The 19,955-nt window shown below is 68.5% G+C and carries 26 protein-coding genes; 14 read left to right on the top strand and 12 right to left on the bottom strand.

Translation table 11 applies throughout. The features are described from left to right. Positions 1-64: 64 nt before the first annotated feature. The 4 genes from gspL to KNJ79_RS15860 are packed head-to-tail and all read left to right on the top strand — an operon-like array spanning position 65 to position 3,177. Positions 65-1,213 carry a type II secretion system protein GspL gene (gspL, locus tag KNJ79_RS15875; protein WP_317151802.1) on the top strand — a complete coding sequence of 383 codons (1,149 nt, stop codon included), beginning with the start codon at positions 65-67 and terminating at the stop codon, positions 1,211-1,213. Next, the gene (gene gspM / locus KNJ79_RS15870; RefSeq protein WP_317151801.1) at positions 1,210-1,689 is read left to right on the top strand and encodes a type II secretion system protein GspM; all 480 of its coding nucleotides are present in this window, start codon (positions 1,210-1,212) and stop codon (positions 1,687-1,689) included. The genes gspL and gspM overlap by 4 nt, the downstream gene beginning before the upstream one ends. After that, on the top strand, positions 1,689-2,405 hold the full coding sequence (gene gspN, locus KNJ79_RS15865) for a type II secretion system protein N (RefSeq protein ID WP_317153936.1): 717 nt from the start codon (positions 1,689-1,691) through the stop codon (positions 2,403-2,405). Before gspM ends, gspN begins: the two co-directional genes overlap by 1 nt. A 1-nt stretch (position 2,406) precedes the next feature. Beyond that, positions 2,407-3,177: a prepilin peptidase gene (locus KNJ79_RS15860; RefSeq protein ID WP_317151800.1), complete on the top strand. Its 771-nt coding sequence runs from the start codon at positions 2,407-2,409 to the stop codon at positions 3,175-3,177. On the opposite strand, the gene pal is transcribed toward KNJ79_RS15860, so the two are convergent. From pal to ruvA, 11 genes are all read right to left on the bottom strand, one after another. Next, the gene (gene pal / locus KNJ79_RS15855; RefSeq protein WP_089217294.1) at positions 3,164-3,676 is read right to left on the bottom strand and encodes a peptidoglycan-associated lipoprotein Pal; all 513 of its coding nucleotides are present in this window, start codon (positions 3,674-3,676) and stop codon (positions 3,164-3,166) included. The genes KNJ79_RS15860 and pal overlap by 14 nt on opposite strands. A 103-nt stretch (positions 3,677-3,779) precedes the next feature. Then, a complete protein-coding gene (gene tolB, locus KNJ79_RS15850) occupies positions 3,780-5,150 on the bottom strand; it encodes a Tol-Pal system beta propeller repeat protein TolB (RefSeq protein ID WP_317151799.1) in 1,371 nt (456 codons plus the stop codon). Between the two features lie 5 nt (positions 5,151-5,155). Beyond that, positions 5,156-5,950, bottom strand: a complete 795-nt coding sequence (locus tag KNJ79_RS15845) for a hypothetical protein (protein ID WP_317151798.1) — start codon at positions 5,948-5,950, stop codon at positions 5,156-5,158. 36 nt (positions 5,951-5,986) lie between these two features. Continuing rightward, a complete protein-coding gene (locus KNJ79_RS15840) occupies positions 5,987-6,451 on the bottom strand; it encodes an ExbD/TolR family protein (protein WP_317151797.1) in 465 nt (154 codons plus the stop codon). Next, on the bottom strand, positions 6,451-7,149 hold the full coding sequence (tolQ, locus tag KNJ79_RS15835) for a protein TolQ (RefSeq protein WP_089217297.1): 699 nt from the start codon (positions 7,147-7,149) through the stop codon (positions 6,451-6,453). Before tolQ ends, KNJ79_RS15840 begins: the two co-directional genes overlap by 1 nt. Next, positions 7,143-7,622 (bottom strand): YbgC/FadM family acyl-CoA thioesterase, encoded by a 480-nt coding sequence (locus KNJ79_RS15830; protein WP_317151796.1) that lies wholly within the window; start codon positions 7,620-7,622, stop codon positions 7,143-7,145. Before KNJ79_RS15830 ends, tolQ begins: the two co-directional genes overlap by 7 nt. A 101-nt stretch (positions 7,623-7,723) precedes the next feature. Next, positions 7,724-8,746, bottom strand: a complete 1,023-nt coding sequence (gene ruvB, locus KNJ79_RS15825) for a Holliday junction branch migration DNA helicase RuvB (protein ID WP_089217298.1) — start codon at positions 8,744-8,746, stop codon at positions 7,724-7,726. Between the two features lie 77 nt (positions 8,747-8,823). Continuing rightward, a complete protein-coding gene (locus KNJ79_RS15820) occupies positions 8,824-9,042 on the bottom strand; it encodes a type II toxin-antitoxin system HicA family toxin (RefSeq protein ID WP_089217299.1) in 219 nt (72 codons plus the stop codon). Further along, a complete protein-coding gene (locus tag KNJ79_RS15815) occupies positions 9,042-9,251 on the bottom strand; it encodes a type II toxin-antitoxin system HicB family antitoxin (RefSeq protein ID WP_089217300.1) in 210 nt (69 codons plus the stop codon). Before KNJ79_RS15815 ends, KNJ79_RS15820 begins: the two co-directional genes overlap by 1 nt. A gap of 73 nt (positions 9,252-9,324) precedes the next feature. Further along, entirely contained in the window at positions 9,325-9,729 is a 405-nt protein-coding gene (locus tag KNJ79_RS15810; protein ID WP_317151795.1) for a GFA family protein, read from the bottom strand. Then, complete coding sequence (ruvA, locus tag KNJ79_RS15805; RefSeq protein ID WP_317151794.1) at positions 9,726-10,325, bottom strand: Holliday junction branch migration protein RuvA; 600 nt, start codon at positions 10,323-10,325, stop codon at positions 9,726-9,728. The genes KNJ79_RS15810 and ruvA overlap by 4 nt, the downstream gene beginning before the upstream one ends. A gap of 114 nt (positions 10,326-10,439) precedes the next feature. On the opposite strand from ruvA, the gene KNJ79_RS15800 reads away from it, so the two are divergent. Continuing rightward, positions 10,440-10,901, top strand: a complete 462-nt coding sequence (locus KNJ79_RS15800; RefSeq protein WP_317151793.1) for an MgtC/SapB family protein — start codon at positions 10,440-10,442, stop codon at positions 10,899-10,901. A gap of 270 nt (positions 10,902-11,171) precedes the next feature. Here KNJ79_RS15800 and KNJ79_RS15795 read toward each other — a convergent pair whose 3' ends face one another. Beyond that, entirely contained in the window at positions 11,172-11,843 is a 672-nt protein-coding gene (locus KNJ79_RS15795) for an OmpW/AlkL family protein (protein WP_317151792.1), read from the bottom strand. Between the two features lie 169 nt (positions 11,844-12,012). Here KNJ79_RS15795 and ccoN point away from each other — a divergent pair, with 169 nt between their 5' ends. The 9 genes from ccoN to KNJ79_RS15750 are packed head-to-tail and all read left to right on the top strand — an operon-like array spanning position 12,013 to position 19,952. After that, positions 12,013-13,671, top strand: a complete 1,659-nt coding sequence (ccoN, locus tag KNJ79_RS15790) for a cytochrome-c oxidase, cbb3-type subunit I (RefSeq protein ID WP_089217305.1) — start codon at positions 12,013-12,015, stop codon at positions 13,669-13,671. 14 nt (positions 13,672-13,685) lie between these two features. Next, positions 13,686-14,462, top strand: coding sequence for a cytochrome-c oxidase, cbb3-type subunit II (ccoO, locus tag KNJ79_RS15785; RefSeq protein WP_317151791.1), 777 nt, complete (start codon positions 13,686-13,688; stop codon positions 14,460-14,462). Continuing rightward, on the top strand, positions 14,459-14,617 hold the full coding sequence (locus KNJ79_RS15780) for a cbb3-type cytochrome oxidase subunit 3 (protein ID WP_089217307.1): 159 nt from the start codon (positions 14,459-14,461) through the stop codon (positions 14,615-14,617). The genes ccoO and KNJ79_RS15780 overlap by 4 nt, the downstream gene beginning before the upstream one ends. Beyond that, positions 14,610-15,539 (top strand): cytochrome-c oxidase, cbb3-type subunit III, encoded by a 930-nt coding sequence (gene ccoP / locus KNJ79_RS15775; RefSeq protein ID WP_317151790.1) that lies wholly within the window; start codon positions 14,610-14,612, stop codon positions 15,537-15,539. Before KNJ79_RS15780 ends, ccoP begins: the two co-directional genes overlap by 8 nt. Then, positions 15,526-16,983, top strand: a complete 1,458-nt coding sequence (gene ccoG, locus KNJ79_RS15770) for a cytochrome c oxidase accessory protein CcoG (protein ID WP_317151789.1) — start codon at positions 15,526-15,528, stop codon at positions 16,981-16,983. Before ccoP ends, ccoG begins: the two co-directional genes overlap by 14 nt. After that, positions 16,980-17,447, top strand: a complete 468-nt coding sequence (locus KNJ79_RS15765) for a FixH family protein (protein ID WP_317151788.1) — start codon at positions 16,980-16,982, stop codon at positions 17,445-17,447. The genes ccoG and KNJ79_RS15765 overlap by 4 nt, the downstream gene beginning before the upstream one ends. Then, positions 17,444-19,567: a heavy metal translocating P-type ATPase gene (locus KNJ79_RS15760; RefSeq protein WP_317151787.1), complete on the top strand. Its 2,124-nt coding sequence runs from the start codon at positions 17,444-17,446 to the stop codon at positions 19,565-19,567. The genes KNJ79_RS15765 and KNJ79_RS15760 overlap by 4 nt, the downstream gene beginning before the upstream one ends. Beyond that, positions 19,564-19,719, top strand: a complete 156-nt coding sequence (gene ccoS / locus KNJ79_RS15755; protein ID WP_317151786.1) for a cbb3-type cytochrome oxidase assembly protein CcoS — start codon at positions 19,564-19,566, stop codon at positions 19,717-19,719. The genes KNJ79_RS15760 and ccoS overlap by 4 nt, the downstream gene beginning before the upstream one ends. Then, positions 19,716-19,952, top strand: coding sequence for a hypothetical protein (locus KNJ79_RS15750; protein WP_317151785.1), 237 nt, complete (start codon positions 19,716-19,718; stop codon positions 19,950-19,952). Before ccoS ends, KNJ79_RS15750 begins: the two co-directional genes overlap by 4 nt. Positions 19,953-19,955: the final 3 nt, after the last annotated feature.

Genomic DNA, 19,955 nt, shown 5'->3' with positions numbered 1-19,955 from the left:
GCTTCTTGCGGGGACGCTTCCTGCGGCAATCACAGTGCGTAAATATCCATCAGACAGACTCTAAGTGACGCAAACCTTGCTGATATGGTTGCCCCGGCTGGAGGCGCTCGGCGCTGCGGACGATACGGGCGTCGCATGGCTGCGCGTCGACGACGGTGTGGTCGTCGATGCGGGGCAGGACGACGGCTGGGTCGACATGTGGGAGCGGCCGGGGGAGGACGAGGAGGCGGACGCGCGGCTGGTCGCGCTCGCGCCCGCCGCCGACGTGCCGCTGCGCTGGTATCATTTCCCCGACGCCGCCCCCGCGCAGGCTGCCGCGGCGGCGCGGATCGAGGCGCTGAAGCATAGTCTGGGCGATCCCGCGGGCCTGCACATCGTTGCCGGGCAGCCCGCGACGGCGGGGCAGGCGGTTCCGGTCGCGGTGACGACGCACGCGGCGATGACGGCGTGGACCGGCTGGCTCGCCGCGCGCGGCCTCGACGCGTCGGCGATCCTGCCCGCTGCAGCGACGGTGCCGCCCCCCGAGGCGGGCGCGCTGTGGCTCGCCGAGGCCGGCGGCGAGGCGATCGTCCGCACCGATGATCGCGCCTTCGTTTCGGACCCCGAACTCGATCCGCTGATCGCCGCGGGGCGCGACATCGCCCCGCTCGATCCCGAGCGGATGCGCGAGGCGCTGCTTCTTTCGCTCGGCGCGCCGCCGCTCGACCTGCTCAGCGGCGCGTGGAAGCCGAAGCGGCGCTGGGCGGTCGATCCCGCGCTCGTCGCGCTCGGCAGGAAGCTGCTGGTCGCGCTCCTGATCGTCAGCCTTGCCATCCCGCTCGTTCACCTGATCCGCCTCGCCGCCGACACCCGCCGTGCCGATGCCGCGGTCGTCGCGATGGCGAAGGACGCCGGCGTCACCGCGCCCGACGCCGAAGCCGCCGAGGCCGAAATCGACCGCCGCCTCGCCGCGGCGGGCGGCGGGCCGCTTGCTTTCTCGGTGCCCGCCTCGGCGCTCTTCGAGGCGATGCGCGATGCCGCCGGGGTGACGACGAAAACGCTGTCGCACCGCACCGACGGGACGCTGACGACGACGCTCGCCGCGCCGCGCGCCGAGGATATCAACAAGGTGCTGCTCGCGCTGCAGGCGCGCGGTTACCGCGTCACCGCGCAGCCGATGGCGGGGGCCGACGGGCAGCAGATGGCGAATATCACGGTTCGGGCGGTGCCATGATCGAACGGATACGAAACTGGTGGGCCGGACTGTCGATCCGCGAGCGCTGGCTCGTCGGCGTCGCCGGGGCGCTTGCGCTCGGCGTGCTGGCTTGGGCGCTCGGCCGGCCCGCCTATGCCGCCTTCGTCGACCTCGATAACGCGCATCGGGCCGCGATCGACCGCGAGGGCCGGGTCGCGGCGAAGGTCAAGCTCCTCGCGAAGCGTCCCGCCAAGGCGGCGGCGACATCCGGCGCCGTCGCGGTCGATCAGTTTCTCGCCCAGTCGGCGGGCGAGATCGGGCTGACGCTCGACCGCAACGACGCACGCGGATCGGGTCAGGCGACGATCGCGATCGCGACGGCGAAGGCGCCGGTGCTCATCGACTGGCTCGCCGGTCTCGAAGCGCAGGGCTTCGTCGTCGACCAGCTGACGATCACCCCCGCCGCCGACGGCACGGTCGGAATGACCGCCGAATTGCGCAGGGCCGGGTCGTGATGCGCGCGCGGCGGACGTGGGCGATCGCGGCGGCGGCGCTTGCGCTGCTGCTGATCGTCGCGACCTTTCCGATGCGGCTCGCGCTCGGCTGGTCGGGCGCCGGCGATGCGGGTGTTGCCGCGCGCGCGGTGCGCGGCTCGATCTGGTCGGGCGAACTCGTCGATGCGCGGCTCGGCGCGATCCCGCTCGGCACCGTCGAGGCCAGCCTTTCCCCGCTTGCGCTGCTGCTCGGCCAGACCGAGCTTGCTTTCTCGCGCAGCGACGAACGGCTGGGGGCGCTCACCGGACGCCTGCACGGCAGCAGCCCGCGCGGCATATCGAACGTCGATGGCGTCACGACGCTTGCGGGCGGGCTCGGGCCGATTCCCGTCGATACGGTGCGCTTCGAGGGCGCGACGATCCGCTTCGGCGCCGACGGCCGATGCGTCGAGGCGAGTGGGCGGTTGCAACTGATGGTCACCGCGCCCATCGCGGGGCTCGATCTCTCGCGCGGCCTGTCGGGTCCGCTGCGCTGCGCCGGTGGCCGCGCGCAGGCTGCGCTCGCGAGCCAGTCGGGGATGGAGCGGCTGACGCTGTCGTTCGACGGCCAAGGCGCGTACCGCGCGCAGTTCGCGATCAATGTCGACGATGACCCGGCGATGGCGGCGGCGCTCGCCGCGCTCGGTTTCCAGTCGGGTCCGGGCGGGTTCGCGCTGACGACGAACGGCCGATTCTGACATGCCCCTGCTCGACGCCTTGCCCTTTGGCGCGGGCGTCGCTTTGGCCGCGCTGATCGGCCTCATCCTTGGCAGCTTCATCGCGACGCTGGTGCTGCGCTGGCCGGCGGGGCGCGCGCTCGGCGGCCGGTCGCGGTGCGACGGCTGCGGCCGCGCGCTCGGCGTGCGCGATCTCGTGCCGTTGGTGTCGGCGTTCGTCTCGCGTGGACGCTGCCGCACCTGCGGTGCGCGCATCGACCCTTTCCACGGCCGGGTCGAACTTGTTTCGGGCCTGATCGGCGTGCTCGCGCTCGCATGGGCGCCCGGCACCACCGGCTGGCTGTGGGCGCTCTTCGGCTGGCTGCTGCTGCCCCTCGGGCTGCTCGACGCGCGCCATATGTGGCTTCCCGACCGCCTCAATGCCGTGCTCGCGATTTCCGGTCTGTTCCTTGCAGGTCCGATGCTCGAGATGAGCCTGCTCGATCGCTGGATCGGCGCGCTTGCGGCCGGTTCGCTGCTCGCGCTCGTCGCCTGGACCTATCGGCGCGTGCGCGGCGGCGAAGGGATGGGCGGCGGCGATCCCAAGCTCGTCGCCGCGATCGGTTGCTGGCTCGGCTGGCAGCCGCTGCCGCTCGTACTGCTGCTCGCCAGCCTCGGCGGCATTGGCTGGGCAGTCGTCGCGCAGCGAAAAGGGGACCGGCCGCTGGCGTTGCGACCGGTCCCCTTTGGTGTCTTTGCGTGCACCGCCGCTTTCGCAGCAGTGCCCCTCTGGCCGCTGATCAGCGCTCGATGACGACGGTCACCGCGCGGCGGTTCTGTGCCCAGGCTTCCTCGTTCGAGCCGAGCGCCGCCGGGCGTTCCTTGCCATAGCTGATGACGTTGATCCGCGACGGGTCGATGCCGAGCGACGCGAGATAGTTTTTCGCGGCGTTGGCGCGGCGCTCGCCGAGCGCGATATTATAGTCGCGGGTGCCGCGTTCGTCGGCATGACCCTCGAGCGTCACGCGCACCGCGGGGTTGCGCTGCAGCCACTGGGCCTGGCTCTGCAAGGTCGCCTGATCCTGCGCATCGACATTATATTGGTCGAAGTCGAAGAAAATACGGTCCGAACTGACGTTGGCGATGAAGTCCTGCTGCGACCCGGGGATCGGCGCGTTGCTGATGCCGGAGTCCGTCGGGGTGTCGGTGCCCGCGGGCGGCGGCGGCAGTTCTTCGGGCGCCTTTTTCGCGCACGCGCCGACCGCCAGCATGGCGATGGCCGCGATCGTTGCGGTCGTTGTGCGTATCGTCATGATATTAGGTCCTCTTCTTCTGTTGTGGCCTTTGGTTCAGTCCGAATCGAGGCTAACCTAAGTTGATTATACCCCGGTTGCAGATTTTGGTTCCGCGCGGAAATCAGGGCAGGATCGGCCCCCAGCTCGGGTCCGATCCGTCGCGCGGCGTGGGCAGGCGGCGCAGGTTGACGCCGGTCAGGTCGACCTGCCAGATCGTCGATTTGCCGCTCTTGCCCGGCGTGGTGCGGAAGAACTGGATTACGCGCCCGTTCGGCGACCAGGTCGGTGCCTCGTCCTGCCAGCTGTTGGTCAGCATGCGCTCGCCGCCGCCCGACGGGGTCATCACGCCGATGCGGAATTCGCCGCCGCCCATCTTGGTGAAGGCGATCAGGTCGCCGCGCGGCGACCATTCGGGGGTCGCATAGCGCCCGCCGCCAAAGCTGATCCGGCGCTGGTTCGACCCGTCGGCGTTCATCGTATAGATTTGCTGACCGCCCGACCGGTCGCTTTCGAACACGATCTTGCTGCCGTCGGGCGAAAAGCTGCCGCCGACGTCGATCCCCGGCGTGTTGGTCAGCCGCACCGGCGTGCCGCCGTCGACCGAGATGCGATAGATGTCGGTGTTGCCGCCGACCGCCATCGAATAGAGGATCTGCCTGCCGTCGGGCGACCAGCGCGGTGCAAAAGTGGCATTGCTGCTTTCGGTCACCAGCTTCTGCGTGCCGCTTGCGACGTCATAGATGAAGACGCGGACGCGGTTGTTCAAATAGCTGACGTAGACGATCTTCTTGTAATCGGGCGAGAAGCGCGGGCTGATCGCGAGCGCCTGGCCGTTGGTGATGAACTTGTGGTTGCCGCCGTCCGAATCCATGATCGCGAGCTGCTTGACGCGGTTGCCCTTCGGCCCGCTCTCCGCGATATAGGCGATGCGGCTGTCGAAGAAGGGCGCCTCGCCCGACAGGCGCGAATAGATGGCGTCGGCGCATTTGTGCGCGGCGCGGCGCCAGTCGCCGGGCACGATTTCATAGCCCTGCCGCACCAGCTCGGTCCCGAGCTCGGTGTCGTAGAGATAGCATCCGACGATGAAGCCGCCGGTGGCCGTCGCGCGCACGAAGCCGTGGACGACATTCTCCGCATTGCGCGCCTTCCAGTCGGCGAAGCGCGGCGCGGTGACCTCGTCCATCGTGATCGCGCGGACGCTGCCCGGGCCGAGCGGCGCGTAGAGCCCGCTGCGCTCGAGGTCGGCGGCGACGACCTCGCCGATCTGGCGGCCGAGGCTGTCGGTGCGCAGCCCCGCCACCGTCGTCACCGACGGCGTTGCGAAGGCGGGCACCGCGATCACGGTGCGGTCCTGCGACAGCTGGCCTTCGATCGTTTCGCGCGGGGTCGTTTCGACCGTTGCGGGCGGCGGCGGGCCGGTCGGGCTTTCCTGCGCGAATACGGGCGCTGCGGTCAGCAGCAGGGCGAGCGACAGGGCGGTGCGAAAGGGCATCTCTCTTACCTCTTGATGAAATCGAGGGTGTAATTCTGCCAGACGTCATATTCGTCGGCCGGCAGGTCGAAGGGCGAGGCGAGTTCGACCGCGCGCTTCGCACATTCCTGGTGGCGCTGCACCTGGAACTTGTTGCTGTCATTCTCGCCGGTGGTGGTGACGCTGGTGAAGCCCGCGAGCGCGCCCGATCGCGACAGGCGGAACCGGATCACCGTCTTGAGCTGGTCGACGTCGACCCCGCTGACGCGGCAGCTGTTCCAGCGCGGGCGGACCGCGGCCTTGATGCTGACGTCGATCGCCTGCTTCACCTCGGCGGCGGTCGCCTGCGCGGGCGCGCCTTCGCTCGACGCATTTTTGGGCTGCGATCGCGACAGCCCCTCGGCGATGCCGTCGAGCCGCCCGGTCGGGCGCGTCGGGCGATCCTTGGGCGTGGCTTTCGGCGTCGGCTTGGGCTGTTCCTTCCGGGCGGGCGGCGTGCGCTTCTTCGGCGGAGAGGTTTTCGGCTCGGCGACCTGCTTCGGTGCCGGGGCGGGCTCGGTGCGCGTCACCGGTTCGGGCGCCGGCGGCGTCGGGGTTTGTTCGGACACGGCGATGTCGTCGGCATATTCGTCGCCGAGCCGCGCGGCGGGGGGCAGCGGGCTGAGCACCGGTGCGGTCGATTCGGCGGCGCTTTCGGCGATCAGATCGACCTCCATCGGCGCGCTGTCGAAGCGGCGGTCGCCCGCGGTCCATTGGATCGACAGCAGGCCGATCACGACGATATGCAGCGCCACCGCGATGGCGATGTTACGTCGTTCCACTCCCTGTTTCGCCTGCGTTGCCGCCATCATCTCAACCTAGGGTGCGCTGTCTGAACCGGTGGTGACCATCGAAATGCGCGTCAGTCCGGCGCGATTGAGTTCGCCCATCACCCATGCGACGCGCCCGAAGACCAGGCTCTTGTCGGCGCGCAGCATGATCTGGCGCGGCTGGTCGGCGCCCTCGTCGGCGCGCTTGATCGCCTCGAGCCGCGCGGGCAGCTCGGCGGCGCTGACCGGTTCCTCGCCGATATAGATGGTCTCGTCGGCGGTCACGCTCAACTGCACCGGCTCGCGCTCGGGATTGTCCATCGGCTTGGCGCGCGTTTCGGGCAGGTTCACCGGCACCGCCGCGGTCAGCAGCGGTGCGGTGACCATGAAGATGATCAGCAGCACCAGCATCACGTCGACGAGCGGCGTGACGTTGATTTCCGCCATCGGCGAGCGGCGCCCGCCGCGCCCGCGCCGGCGCTGGGTGCCGCCCGAAGGGCCGGTCATCGCCATCAGGCCTCGACCTCCAGCTCGCGGCTGAACGTGGCGTGCAGCCCGTCGGCGAAGCGGCCCAGCCGCGATTCGAGCCGGTTCAGCCGCTGCGAGAAGGTGTTGTAGGCGATCACCGCGGGAATCGCTGCGAACAGCCCGATCGCGGTCGCGAACAGCGCCTCGGCGATGCCCGGCGCGACGACGGCGAGGCTGCTGTTATTTTCCGCCGCGATCGCGGTGAAGCTGCGCATGATGCCCCACACGGTCCCGAACAGCCCGACGAAGGGCGCGACCGCGCCGATCGTCGCGAGCGTGCCGATCTTTTCGGCGAGCCGGTCGACCTCGCCCTCGATCGCGCTGTTCATCGCGACGCTCAGCCGCTCGCGCGTGCCGTCGCGGTCCACCGTCTTGCCCGCCGTCGAGCGGCGCCATTCGGAGACGCCGGCGGCGAGGATCTTGGCGCTCGGCAGCGGATCGCGCGCGTTCTCGTCGTGGAACTTGTCGATATTGCCCGCGCGCCAGAAATCGCGCTCGAACTGCTCCGATGCGCGCATCAGCTTGGTGGTGCCGCGCCCCTGGGTAAAGATCACCGCCCAGACATAGATCGACGCGGCGAGCAGGCCGATCATCACTCCCTTCACGATCCAGTCGGCGTGCAGGAACAGCGCGATCGGGGACAGGGTCGCCGCGTCGGCGGCCAGCGAGATATTGTCTAGCAAGGGATGGTCTCTCCATTCATGACGGCGGTGAAACGGTCGGCCCAGCCCGCGGGCTGGCGGCGCGGCCGGCCTTCGGGCGACAGAAAGGCCGCCGTGACGCGCCCCTCCGTCAGCAAGTCGTCGCTTAACGCACCATGACTGCGAAGGATGCGCTGTGCGATGACGACGCTCGCGCCGCGCACCGCCTCGACATGGCTGACGACGAGCAGGTCGTCGTCGAGCTTCGCGGGCCTCAGATATTTGATCGCAAGGTCGGTGACCGCCCATGCGCCTTCGCCCGCTTCCATCGCCGCGCGCTGGTCGATTCCGGCGAGGCGCAGCATGTCCGACCGCGCGCGCTCCATATAGCGCAGATAATTGGCGTGATAGACGATGCCGCTGAGGTCGGTGTCCTCGAAATAGACGCGCAGCCGGTAATGGTGCGCGGCGCCGGCGAAGGCACCGGGGACGAAGGGGGGTGGGACGTCATCCATCGCGACGAGCGATAGCGGCTGCACGACTCGTCGCAAAGAGGGTTAAATCGGTTCGTCGCGGCGAAGCGGCGGCTGATGGACGCCTGACTAGCTATTCAGCGTCATTTGCCCTGGTCGAACAGCCCGTCCTGCACTCCCGCGGGCGGGTTGAGGCCAAGGTGCTTCCACGCGCTCGCATTGAGCATCCGCCCGCGTGCGGTGCGCGCGATCAGGCCGATCTGGAGCAGATAGGGCTCGATCACATCCTCGATCGTGTCGCGCGGTTCGGAAAGCCCCGCCGCGAGCGTTTCGACCCCCACGGGCCCGCCGCGATAGATGTCGGCGATCATCGTCAGGTAACGGCGGTCCATCGCGTCGAGCCCGAGCGCATCGACCTCGAGCCGGTTGAGCGCGGCGTCGGCAACCTTCGCATCGACCGTCGCGGCGCCGGCAACGGTCGCGAAATCGCGCACGCGGCGCAGCAGCCGCCCGGCGATCCGCGGCGTGCCGCGTGACCGCTTCGCGATCTCGAGCGCGCCGTCGGGCGCGATGCCGAGGCCGAGCAGCCGCGCCGCGCGGCCGATCACCTGTTCGAGTTCGGCGTGCGTATAGAAATTGAGCCGCACCGGAATACCGAAGCGGTCGCGCAGCGGCGTCGTGAGCAGCCCCTGCCGCGTCGTCGCGCCGACGAGGGTGAATTTGGGCAGGTCGATGCGCACGCTGCGCGCCGACGGTCCCTCACCGATCATGATGTCGAGCGCGCGGTCCTCCATCGCGGGATAGAGGATCTCCTCGACCGCGGGCGACAGGCGGTGGATCTCGTCGATGAACAGCACATCGCCGTCTTCCAGATTGGTGAGCAATGCCGCGAGGTCGCCCGCCTTGGCGATCACCGGCCCCGAGGTCGAGCGAAAGCCGACTCCCAGTTCGCGCGCGACGATCTGCGCGAGCGTCGTCTTGCCGAGCCCCGGCGGCCCGAAAAAGAGCACATGGTCGAGCGCATCCGAACGCGCCTTCGCCGCCTCGATGAAGATCCGCAGATTCTCCCGCGCCGCCGCCTGCCCGACGAATTCGGCAAGCGACTTGGGCCGCAGCGCGGCATCGGCATCCTCGGGGGTGCGGATCGGGGTGGTGAGGTCGGTCACGGTGTCGCGATACCTGTAAATCTCGTCATGCTGAACTTGTTTCGACCTGCCGGTCCCATCTCCATTCCCCGCGAGCCTTACCGCACCGCTTTCAGAAACTCATCCTGCGACAGTCCGGCCTGCCGGATCACTCCGGCCAGCGTTCCCGTCTTCAGTTCGCGGTGCAGCGGCACCACGACGCCAACCCCCTCGCGCTGAAGGATTACGTGGCTGCCGCGCTGGCGCATCTGGACGAAACCGAGGCGTTCTAGCGCGGCTACGACCTCGCGACCCGAGAGGACCGGGAGTTTCGGCATCAGGCGGCGTGTGCATCGACGTCGAAGGAGGTGACGAGCGGGGGGCCGCCCGCGGGCAGGGGAAACATTTCGAGATAGAGTTCCACGGCTTCGCGCAGATTGGCGATCGCGTTCTCGATCGTTTCTCCCTGGCTCGTGGTGCCGGTTTCGGGGTTATAGGCGACGAAGCCGCCTTCCTTCGCCGGCGTCAATACAGCGGTCACTTGCATCGCGCATTCCTTTCGCCTGCCATCTTATCGTGCGGCCTGTCTGGGCACCATCCGAACCCGCGCTGTGGTGCATTCAGTCATAATGCTCGATCCCGTCGCCCGTGATCGACACCCACGGCTCCTTGCGCTCCTCATAAACCGAATAGTCGGGCACGAAGCCGTGGCCGGGCTCGAAATTGCCGAGCGGAATCGCAAAGGCGTCATGATAGGGCCGCGCGCGGTACCAGACGCCCGAACCGCAGGTGGGGCAGAAGAAGAAGTCGGCGGTGTGGCCGCTGTCGCCGGTATATTGCCACAGCTTCGGCTCGCCTTCGGTGCGGACCTGCTCGGCCGGGAAGCGGACCTGCGCGGCAAAGGCGCTGCCGCTGCGCGCCTTGCACTCGCGGCAGTGGCACACCGACACGCGGATCGGCTCGCCGGTGCAGGCGATGCGGACCGCGCCGCAGCGGCAGGAGGCGTGGCGGGTGGTTTCGGTCATTTCGCCGCCTTCTTGAGCGCCACCCGCACCAGCGCATCGAGGCTTGCTCCGGCCCCCAGTTCGTCGCTCGCCGCCGCGACCGCCGCGCTGGCTTCACCGGGCTTGAAGCCGAGGCCGGTGAGCGCGGCGACGGCGTCGCCCATGGGACCCGCCGCCGGGACCGCGACCGTCCCGCCGCCCGCGATCCCGCCGAGCGCGCCCGCCTTGTCCTTCAGTTCGTGCGCGATGCGCTGCGCCAGTTTCGGCCCGACGCCGTTGGCGCGCGCGATCATCGCGCTGTCGCCGCTGGCGAGCGCGCGTTGCAGGTCGGCGACCTCGAGCGCCGAGAGGATCGCCAGCGCGACCTTTGCGCCGACCCCCTGCACGCTGGTGAGCAGGCGGAACCAGTCGCGCTCCTCGGCGCGCGCAAAGCCCAGCAGGCGCAGGAAATCCTCGCCGACGAGCATCTCGGTGTGGATGGTCACCTCGCCGCCGACCGCGCCGAGCGCATCGAGGGTGCGCGCCGAGGCTTCGACCAGATAGCCGACGCCGCCGACGTCGATCACCGCATGGCCCGCTCCGCTCGAATCCAGCCGCCCCGTCAGTTTCGCGATCATGGCGGCAGGGTTAGCGCGCACGGGGCGCCGCGGCAAGGAAAGAGAACAGGGGGAGAACTTTTCGGCGTCGCGGCGGCCGCGGAACCCTTTCGCCGCTGCCGCGCTCTATCGGCGATGGAGCTCAACGCGCCAACTCTGGTTCACTCGATCGACCTCGACCTGCTGGTGCGGCTCGGGGGCGCGGCGGTGCTCGGGTTGCTGCTCGGGCTCGATCGCGAAATGCGCGGCCATGCGGCAGGGCTGCGCACGCATGGGCTGATCTGTTTCGCCGCGGCCGCGATGACGGTCTCGATCATCGCGCTCTACGGCCAGCTCCAGGGCGCGCGGATGGACCCGCTGCGCCTCTACGAAGCAACGGGGGCTTTCATCGGGATCATCGGCGCAGGGCTGATCGTGTTCAGCCGCGGCGAGGTGCATAATCTGACGACCGCGGCGCATCTGTGGCTCGCCGCGGTGCTCGGGATCGCGTGCGGCGCGGCGCAATGGCCGCTGGTGCTGATCGGCGGAATCGTCAGCCTGATCATGCTGACCTTGCTGCGCATCGTCGAACGCCGTTGGGTCGACAGATCGGATTGAATCGCGGTCGATGACGTCCTCACGACTCCGCTTGCTGGCCCGCGAATCCGCAATTATATGCGAACGTCGCGATGCGGGGGGCTGCGCGTCTCCCACGCGCTAATAAAAGCCGCACGCATAGGGTCGCGCGTCGATCACGGACGTTTGCTCGGGGTTCTCATCCACGACATCGGGCACCGCGCGATTTCCGGACTTTCGCCGCCCCCAGCGCACCGCGCGATCGCGATTGGCGACCGCGCGGCGATGGGTCAGGCGGCTTTGAAGCCCGCCTCAGAAGCGATACGCGACGCCCGCGCTGATCACCCATGGATCGAGCTTGTGCTCGGTGCGCAGCACTTCGGTCGTTCCGGCATACCAGTGCGCGGTCGGGCGCAGGAAATAGCGCTTGGCATCGAGCGTCAGCCCCAGCCCCTTGGCGTTCAGGGGAACATCGACCCCCGCTTGCAGCGCGACGCCGAAGCTGTCGTCCATCTTCTGCCGCGTCGCGCCGAGGGCGACGGCCGCCGCACCGGGTTTTTCGTCGATGAAGATGAAATAGCTCGGACCCGCGCCGACATAGGGCCGGATGCCGCCGTCGGCGCCGAAATGATATTTGAGCGTCAAGGTCGCGGGCACGATCTTCGCGTCGGACACCAGCTCGGCGCCATCGAGCGCCCCGCGCCCGTCGACGTCGTGCTGCGTCACCCCCGCGATCGTCTCGATCGAGACATGGCCGGCGACGAAATATTCGATCGCGATCGTCGGGGTGACATTGTCGTTCGCCCTGGTCTGCGTTCCCGCGGGCAGACCGATCGCGTCCAGTTCGACGTCGCTGATCTTGCCGTCGGGCGCGACGAGCGTCGCGAGCAGCTTGAGCTGGACGTCGCCCTGCTTTGCAGCGGCCTGACCGGGAACCGCCGCCGCAGCGGCGAGGGCGAATAAGGGAAGAACAGGCGTTTTCATTTTTCTCGGGCTCCTCTGTTGCCGGAACCCCTCTGCGCCCGCCGCAATTGCACGACATTGATGCGGCGCAAAACTTTCGTTGATCGGTATCAATGTTTCGCGGCGCCCGTGCGTCCATGGCGGGCCCGACAGGCGGCCCCGCGCGGCCGCGCCGAGCGGGGATTCGTACATGGACAGTCTGGTTTCAAAGGCGGGGGGATGGATGGCGCTGGCGCTGCTCGCGCTCGTCATGGCCGCGGCCGCGGCCGACGCGCCCTTTGCCGTCCATATGGGGATTGTCGCTGCCGCCTGCCTGATCGCGCTGTGGGCGACGGTGTCGCGCGCCGATTTCGACGCGATCGCGCGCGGGATATTGAAGATGCCCGGTGACGAGGGCGTCTATGACGACGACCCGATCCGCTGGGGGGCGATTGCGACGCTGTTCTGGGGAACCGCGGGGATGGCGGCGGGGCTCTATATCGCGCTCCAGCTCGCCTTTCCCGCGCTCAACCTCAATCTCGAATATACGACCTTCGGGCGCCTGAGGCCGCTCCATACCTCGGCGGTGATCTTCGCCTTCGGCGGCAATGCGCTGATCGCGACGAGCTTTTACGTCGTCCAGCGCACCTGCCGCGCGCGGCTCGCCTTTCCGGCGCTCGCGCGCTTCGTCTTCTGGGGATACCAGCTCTTCATCGTCCTCGCGGCGACCGGCTATCTGATGGGCGTTACCGAGGCGCGCGAATATGCCGAGCCCGAATGGTATGTCGACCTGTGGCTGACGATCGTCTGGGTCGCCTATCTCGCGGTGTTCGTCGGCACGATCGTCAAGCGGCGCGAACCGCATATCTATGTCGCGAACTGGTTCTATTTGAGCTTCATCATCACCATCGCGATGCTCCACATCGTCAACAATCTGTCGATGCCCGCGAGCCTCTTCGGATCGAAGAGCTATGCCGCCTTCGCAGGCGTGCAGGATGCGCTGACCCAATGGTGGTACGGCCACAATGCGGTCGGCTTTTTCCTGACCGCGGGCTTCCTCGCGATGATGTATTATTTCGTGCCCAAGCAGGCCGAACGCCCCGTCTACAGCTATCGCCTGTCGATCATCCACTTCTGGTCGCTGATCTTCCTCTACATCTGGGCGGGGCCGCATCATCTTCACTACACCGCGCTTCCCGACTGGGCGCAGACGCTCGGCATGGTGTTCTCGGTGATGCTGTGGATGCCGAGCTGGGGCGGCATGATCAACGGGCTGATGACGCTGAACGGCGCGTGGGACAAGATCCGCACCGACCCGATCATCCGCATGATGGTGATGGCGCTCGCCTTCTACGGGATGAGCACCTTCGAAGGCCCGATGATGTCGATCAAATGGGTCAATTCGATGTCGCACTATACCGACTGGACGATCGGCCATGTCCATTCGGGCGCGCTCGGCTGGAACGGCATGATCACCTTCGCCAGCCTCTATTATCTGGTGCCGCGCCTGTGGGGCCGTCCGCGTCTTTACAGCCTGCGCATGGTCAACTGGCACTTCTGGCTCGCGACCGTCGGCATCGTTTTCTACGCCGCCTCGATGTGGGTGGCGGGGATCATGCAGGGGCTGATGTGGCGCGAATATGGCGCCGACGGCTACCTCGTCTACAGCTTTGCCGAAAGCGTCGCGGCGATGCACCCGATGTATCTGATCCGCGCGGCGGGCGGCGCGCTTTATCTCGCGGGCTTCGTGATCATGCTCGTCAACGTCTGGGCGACGCTCGCGGGCAAGGTCCGCGCCGAAAAGCCGATGACCGAAACCCCTTACAACGCCGCGGCGGACCGCCCGCTCGCGCCCGTTCCCGCCGAATGAGGAGCGCCTAGTCGATGGCCACCCAACCTGCCGAACCACGCTTCAGCCACAGGAAGCTCGAACGCAATGTCTCGCTGCTCGGCCTGTTCGCGCTCGTGGCGGTCGCGATCGGCGGCATCGTCGAGATCGCGCCGCTGTTCTGGATCGACAACACGATCGAGAAGGTCGACGGAATGCGGCCCTACACCCCGCTCGAGCTGGCGGGGCGCAACATCTATATGCGCGAAGGCTGCTATACCTGCCACAGCCAGATGATCCGTCCGTTCCGCGACGAGGTCGAGCGCTATGGCCACTACAGCCTCGCCGCCGAGAGCATGTACGACCACCCCTTCCAATGGGGGTCGAAGCGCACCGGGCCCGACCTCGCGCGCGTCGGCGGACGCTATTCGGACGAATGGCACCGCGCGCACCTGATCGACCCGCGCAGCGTCGTGCCCGAATCGATCATGCCGCCCTATGCCTTTCTTGGCGAGCGCGAGCTGAAGACCGGCGACATGGCGAACGATCTGACCGCGCTCTATCGCGTCGGGGTTCCCTATACGCAGGACGACATCGCCAAGGCGAACGACGACATCCGCGCGCAGGCCGATCCCGATGCCGGCGCCGGCGACCTCGCGACGCGCTATCCGAAGGTGCAGGTGCGCGATTTCGACGGTGACCCCTATCGCGTGACCGAAATGGATGCGCTGATCGCCTATCTCCAGATGCTCGGCACCCTCGTCGACGTCGACAAGGCGGCGCCGCAGGAACAGGCGCATGTCGAGCCCGCCCCTGCGGGAGCGGCGCAATGACCTACAACGAGCTTCGCCATTTTGCCGACAGTTGGGGCCTTCTGTGCATGGCGCTGCTGTTCCTCGGCCTGGTCGCCTGGCCGTTCCGCCGCGGCGCGCGCGACCGCAACCGCGAAGCCGCAACGATGATCTTCAAGGACGACGAGCATGGCTGAGCAGCAGCGTATCGACGAAGCGACGGGCACGCGCACCGTCGGTCACGAATGGGACGGCATCGAGGAACTCGACACGCCGATGCCGCGCTGGTGGCTGTGGACCTTCTATCTGACCATCGCGTGGGCGGCGGTTTATGTCGTCCTCTATCCGGCGTGGCCGATGGTGAACAGCGCGACCAGGGGCGTAATCGGCTGGTCGAGCCGCGGCCAGCTCGAACAGGAGCTTGCCGCCGATGCGACGCGCCGCGCGCCCGTGGTGAACGCGATCGCCGCGACGCCGATCGCCGAACTCCCCGCGCGGCCCGAGCTGATGCAGGCGGCGGTGCAGGGCGGCGGGGCGGCGTTTCGCGTCCATTGCGTCCAGTGTCACGGGTCGGGCGGCGCGGGAGTGCAGACACTCTACCCCAGCCTGACCGACGACGACTGGCTGTGGGGCGGCGATCTCGATCGAATCGACTATACGATCACCCACGGCATCCGGAACCCCGAGCATCCGGAGACGCGCACCAGCCTGATGCCCGCCTTCGGCCGTGACGCCATTCTCGGCGCGCGCCAGATCGCCGATGTGGTCAGCCATGTGCGCGTGATCAGCGGGCAGGAAAAGCCGAGCGTCTCCTCGGCGCGCGGGGCGACGCTGTTCGAGGCGAATTGCGCCGTCTGCCACGGCGCGAACGGCGGGGGCGGGCGGCAGGTCGGCGCGCCGAAGCTGACCGATGCGATCTGGCTCTATGGCGGCGACCGCGCGAGCATCGCCGCGACCGTCGCCAACCCGCGCAACGGCGTGATGCCGCGCTGGGGCGAGCGGCTCGATCCCGTCACGATCAAGATGCTCGCCGCCTATGTCTATTCGCTCGGCGGCGGCGAAAGGGCACCGGCGACGGTTGCCGCCGCGCAAGGGCAGGGAGCCGATGGCCAGCCCTGAAGACCTGACCGGCGGCCCCGCTTCGCTCTATGAAGCGCGCAAGGGCGTTTATCCCAAGAAGGTCGACGGCCGCTTTCGCCGCTTCAAATGGCTGGTGATGGCGGTCACGCTCGCGATCTATTACGTCACGCCGTGGCTGCGCTGGGACCGCGGCGCATACGCGCCCGATCAGGCGGTGCTCGTCGATCTCGCGCACCGGCGCTTTTACATGTTCCAGATCGAAATCTGGCCGCACGAATTTTATTATGTCGCGGGCCTGCTCATCATGGCCGGGATCGGGCTGTTCCTCGTCACCAGCGCCGTCGGGCGCGCCTGGTGCGGCTATGCCTGTCCGCAGACGGTGTGGACCGACCTGTTCCAGCATGTCGACCGGCTGATCGACGGCGATCGCAACGCGCAGATCCGCCTCGCGAACGGTCCGTGGACGGCGGAAAAGATCGTGAAGCGCGGGCTCAAATATGCGGTCTATCTGGCGATCGCCTTCTGGACCGGTGGCGCGTGGATTCTCTATTTCGCCGACGCGCCGACGCTGACGCGCGATTTCTGGACCGGGCAGGCGGCGCCCATCGCCTATGGCACCGTCGCGCTGCTCACCGCGACGACTTTCATTCTCGGCGGTTTCCTGCGCGAACAGGTGTGCATCTATATGTGCCCCTGGCCGCGCATCCAGACCGCGATGATGGACGAAAAATCGCTGCTCGTGACCTATAAGGACTGCCGCGGCGAACCGCGCGGCAGCGTCAAGAAGGCCGAGAAGCATCCCGGCGCGTTCGGCGACTGCATCGACTGCAACCAGTGCGTCGCGGTGTGTCCGACCGGCATCGACATTCGCGAAGGACCGCAGATCGGCTGTATCACCTGTGCCTTGTGCATCGATGCGTGCGACGGGGTGATGGCGCAGGTCGGACGCCCGCGCGGGCTGATCGACTATTGCACGCTCGACGATGCGGCGACGGAGAAGGCGGGCGGTGCGGCGCGGCCGGTGCGCCAGACGCTGCTGCGCCCGCGCACGATCGTCTACTTCTCGATCTGGTGCGCGATCGGCGCCGCGATGCTGTTTTCGCTCGGCCAGCGGATAAGGCTCGACCTCGCCGTCCAGCACGATCGCAGCCCGCTCTATGTCCAGCTTTCCGACGGGCATATCCGCAACAGCTATACGGTGAAGCTGCGCAACATGGAAACGCGCCCACGCCGGGTCGAAGTCGCGATGACGGGGCTCGGCGACGCGAAGCTGTGGAGCGAGGACGGCGCGCGCGAAAGCGCCGGACAGCGTATCGAGCTGACGCTGCCCGCCAACAGCGTCACGCGCGCGCGGCTGTTCGTCGCGGCGCCCGGCGCCGGACCGGCGCGGCAGGATTTCACGCTTTCGACGCGGGGCCTTGACGGCGACCCGCGCGGCGACAGCGAAACCATCCAGTTCGACCGGCCGGAGACAGGACAATGACCGAGCGCGCGCACAAAGCCTTCACCGGCTGGCATATGACGACGATCCTCGTCGCCTTCTTTGCGGTGGTGGTGACGGTGAATTTCGTCATGGCGCGCTTCGCGCTGTCGACCTTCGGCGGTGCGGTAGTCGAGAACAGCTATGTCGCGAGCCAGCACTATAACGAATGGCTCCAGCGCGCCGCGGCGCAGGACGGGCTCGGTTGGAGCCCGACGATCGTGCTCGGCGCCGACCGGCGGGTGCAGCTGACGATCGGCAAGGAGGGGCGCCCGCTCGCGGGGGTGGCGGTGACCGCGACGCTCAGCCATCCGCTCGGCCGCACGCCGCCGACGGCGGTGCATTTCGTTCCGGCCGCGGGCGGGGTCCTTATATCGCGCGAGCGCGTTCCGGCGGGGCGCTGGCGGCTCGACCTCTCGGTCCGTCGCGGCGGCGACGAAGCGCGCTACCGGGTCGACCTGCAATGACAGCCGCCGCCGCCACGCCGCTGATCGAGCGCGATTTCGCGGTTCCCGACATCCGCTGCGCGAGTTGCATCGCCAAGCTCGAACAGGGGCTCGTGCGCGACAAGAGGATCGCCGCCGCGCGCGTCAACTTCACCGAAAAGCGTGTCCACCTGACGCACACGCCCGACGCGGCGATGCCCGACCTGATCGGCGCCTTCTCGCTGCTCGGATTCGAGGCGCACCCGATCGGCGATGCGGCGGGCGAGGTGGACCCCGGGGCGGCGAACAGCCGCGACCTGCTGCGCGCGGTCGCGGTCGCGGGCTTCGCGACGATGAACATCATGCTGCTGTCGGTGGCGGTCTGGTCGGGTGCGGCGGGGGCGACGCGCGACCTGTTTCACTGGCTGTCGGCGGCGATCGCGCTGCCGGCGATCGCCTATGCGGGGCGGCCCTTCTTCCGCTCGGCGGCGCGCGCGCTGCGGCACCGGCATACCAATATGGACGTGCCGATCAGCATCGGCGTGCTGCTCGCGACCGGCCTCAGCCTCTACGAGACCGCGACGCATGGGGTGCACGCCTATTTCGACGGCGCGGTCATGCTGCTCTTCTTCCTCCTCTGCGGGCGCTGGCTCGACAGCGTGATGCGCGACCGCGCGCGCGGCGGCGTCACCGCGCTGCTGCGCAACATGGGGACCGGCGCGATGGTGATCGAGCGCGATGCCGCGCCGCGCTGGGTCGACGCGACCGCGCTCGTCCCCGGCATGGCGATGCTCGTCGCCGCGGGCGAGCGGCTTGCCGCCGACGGGCTCGTCACCGCGGGCGAGAGCCAGATCGACCTGTCGCTGCTCACCGGCGAAAGCGCGCCGCAGGCGATGCATGTCGGCGACCCCGTTCACGCCGGCACGCTCAATCTGGGCGCGCCGATCCGCGTGCGCGTCACCGCTGCCGGTGCCGACACCGCGATCGCCGACATCGCGCGGCTGATGGGCGAGGCAGCGCAGGGCAAGTCGCGTTACGTCCGTATCGCCGACCGCGCCGCGCGGCTCTATGCGCCGGCGGTGCACGGGCTCGCGCTCGCCGCCTTCGCGGGCTGGATGGTCGCAGGCGCGGGTTGGCACCAGAGCCTGCTGATCGCGGTCGCGGTGCTCATCATCACCTGCCCCTGCGCGCTCGGCCTCGCCGTGCCGGCGGCGCAGATCGTCGCGGCGGGCGCGCTGATGCGTATCGGCGTGCTCGTCAAGGACGGTTCGGCGCTCGAACGGCTTGCCGAGGTCGACCGCGCGATGATCGACAAGACCGGGACGCTGACGCTCGGACGGCCGGTGGCGATCAATCTCGACGCGGTCGACCCGGTCTATGGCCCGCTCCTGCTCGCGCTCGCGCAGGCGAGCCGTCATCCGCTCAGCGAGGCATTGACGCGGAGCCTCGTCGCGCGCGGCGTCCATGCCGAAACGATCGAGATCGCCCGCGAGACACCCGGTTTCGGGGTCGAGGCTCGATGGCACGGCCACAGCGTCACGCTCGGGCGACCGCGGCACGCCCTTGCCGACGATGCGCTGGCCAGCGAACTCGCGGTCGATGGCGATCGGCTGGCACTGGTGCGCTTTGCCGACGAACTGCGCCCCGACGCCCGCGAGGCGGTCGCGGCGCTGCGCGGCGACGGGATCGAGCCGACGATCCTGTCGGGCGATCGCGGCGAAGCGGTGGCGCCCGTCGCGCGCCAACTCGGCGTGCTCGCGCAGACGGGGATGAGCCCGCAGGACAAGCTCGCTGCAATTGCGCGCCAGACCGCGGCCGGGTACAAGGTGCTGATGATCGGCGACGGGCTCAACGACGGGCCGGCTCTCGCGGCCGGACACGCCTCGATGGCGCCGGGGTCGGCGAGCGACGCGGGCAAGAATGCCGCCGATTGCATCTTCCTCGGCGACCGGCTGATGCCGGTGGTGCAGACGCTGCGGATGGCGCGGCGGACGCAGGCGATCGTGCGCCAGAATTTCGCGCTCGCGATCGGCTATAATATCGTCGCGGTGCCGCTCGCGCTGTTCGGCCTCGTCACGCCGCTGATCGCCGCGATCGCCATGTCGGGATCGTCGCTGATCGTCGTCGGCAATGCGATGCGATTGAAACGAGCCCTGCGATGAACGGCCTGCTGCTCCTCATTCCGATCGCGCTCGGCTTGGGGCTGCTCGGCCTCGCGGCCTTCTTCTGGTCGCTGCGCAGCGGCCAGTTCGACGATCTCGACGGCGCCGCACTGCGCATTTTCGTCGATGACGAACCGGACGCCGCACCATGATCGGCCGCGCTTTCGCCTCGCTCGGCGCCGCGACGGGTCTCGCCATCGCGCCGCTCACCGCCGACGCGCAGCTGCTGTTGCTCCCGGCCTGCGGTGGCGGGGCGCATCTGCTCGTCGTTCCGGGCGATCCGGCGGCGCCGGGCGGCAAGGGCGATCAATGCGCCAAGGCGTGCCATGCGGTGACCGACCGGCGGACCAAGGCAAAGGACGGCAAGCGCGGCGGTTGCTGCTGACAC

This window comes from Sphingopyxis indica (assembly GCF_032879645.1).
Classification (GTDB): domain Bacteria; phylum Pseudomonadota; class Alphaproteobacteria; order Sphingomonadales; family Sphingomonadaceae; genus Sphingopyxis; species Sphingopyxis indica.
Note: the sequence above shows the minus strand (reverse complement) of the source record. Positions and strands in the feature narration are given on the sequence as shown.

Coding starts and splice junctions, on each gene's coding strand:
- gspM (WP_317151801.1), top strand. CDS start 1,210: ATGATCGAACGGATACGAAACTGGTGGGCCGGACTGTCGATCCGCGAG.
- gspN (WP_317153936.1), top strand. CDS start 1,689: ATGCGCGCGCGGCGGACGTGGGCGATCGCGGCGGCGGCGCTTGCGCTG.
- KNJ79_RS15860 (WP_317151800.1), top strand. CDS start 2,407: ATGCCCCTGCTCGACGCCTTGCCCTTTGGCGCGGGCGTCGCTTTGGCC.
- pal (WP_089217294.1), bottom strand. CDS start 3,676: ATGACGATACGCACAACGACCGCAACGATCGCGGCCATCGCCATGCTG.
- tolB (WP_317151799.1), bottom strand. CDS start 5,150: ATGCCCTTTCGCACCGCCCTGTCGCTCGCCCTGCTGCTGACCGCAGCG.
- KNJ79_RS15840 (WP_317151797.1), bottom strand. CDS start 6,451: ATGGCGATGACCGGCCCTTCGGGCGGCACCCAGCGCCGGCGCGGGCGC.
- KNJ79_RS15830 (WP_317151796.1), bottom strand. CDS start 7,622: ATGGATGACGTCCCACCCCCCTTCGTCCCCGGTGCCTTCGCCGGCGCC.
- KNJ79_RS15820 (WP_089217299.1), bottom strand. CDS start 9,042: ATGCCGAAACTCCCGGTCCTCTCGGGTCGCGAGGTCGTAGCCGCGCTA.
- KNJ79_RS15815 (WP_089217300.1), bottom strand. CDS start 9,251: ATGCAAGTGACCGCTGTATTGACGCCGGCGAAGGAAGGCGGCTTCGTC.
- KNJ79_RS15810 (WP_317151795.1), bottom strand. CDS start 9,729: ATGACCGAAACCACCCGCCACGCCTCCTGCCGCTGCGGCGCGGTCCGC.
- ruvA (WP_317151794.1), bottom strand. CDS start 10,325: ATGATCGCGAAACTGACGGGGCGGCTGGATTCGAGCGGAGCGGGCCAT.
- KNJ79_RS15800 (WP_317151793.1), top strand. CDS start 10,440: ATGGAGCTCAACGCGCCAACTCTGGTTCACTCGATCGACCTCGACCTG.
- KNJ79_RS15795 (WP_317151792.1), bottom strand. CDS start 11,843: ATGAAAACGCCTGTTCTTCCCTTATTCGCCCTCGCCGCTGCGGCGGCG.
- ccoN (WP_089217305.1), top strand. CDS start 12,013: ATGGACAGTCTGGTTTCAAAGGCGGGGGGATGGATGGCGCTGGCGCTG.
- ccoO (WP_317151791.1), top strand. CDS start 13,686: ATGGCCACCCAACCTGCCGAACCACGCTTCAGCCACAGGAAGCTCGAA.
- KNJ79_RS15780 (WP_089217307.1), top strand. CDS start 14,459: ATGACCTACAACGAGCTTCGCCATTTTGCCGACAGTTGGGGCCTTCTG.
- ccoP (WP_317151790.1), top strand. CDS start 14,610: ATGGCTGAGCAGCAGCGTATCGACGAAGCGACGGGCACGCGCACCGTC.
- ccoG (WP_317151789.1), top strand. CDS start 15,526: ATGGCCAGCCCTGAAGACCTGACCGGCGGCCCCGCTTCGCTCTATGAA.
- KNJ79_RS15765 (WP_317151788.1), top strand. CDS start 16,980: ATGACCGAGCGCGCGCACAAAGCCTTCACCGGCTGGCATATGACGACG.
- KNJ79_RS15760 (WP_317151787.1), top strand. CDS start 17,444: ATGACAGCCGCCGCCGCCACGCCGCTGATCGAGCGCGATTTCGCGGTT.
- ccoS (WP_317151786.1), top strand. CDS start 19,564: ATGAACGGCCTGCTGCTCCTCATTCCGATCGCGCTCGGCTTGGGGCTG.
- KNJ79_RS15750 (WP_317151785.1), top strand. CDS start 19,716: ATGATCGGCCGCGCTTTCGCCTCGCTCGGCGCCGCGACGGGTCTCGCC.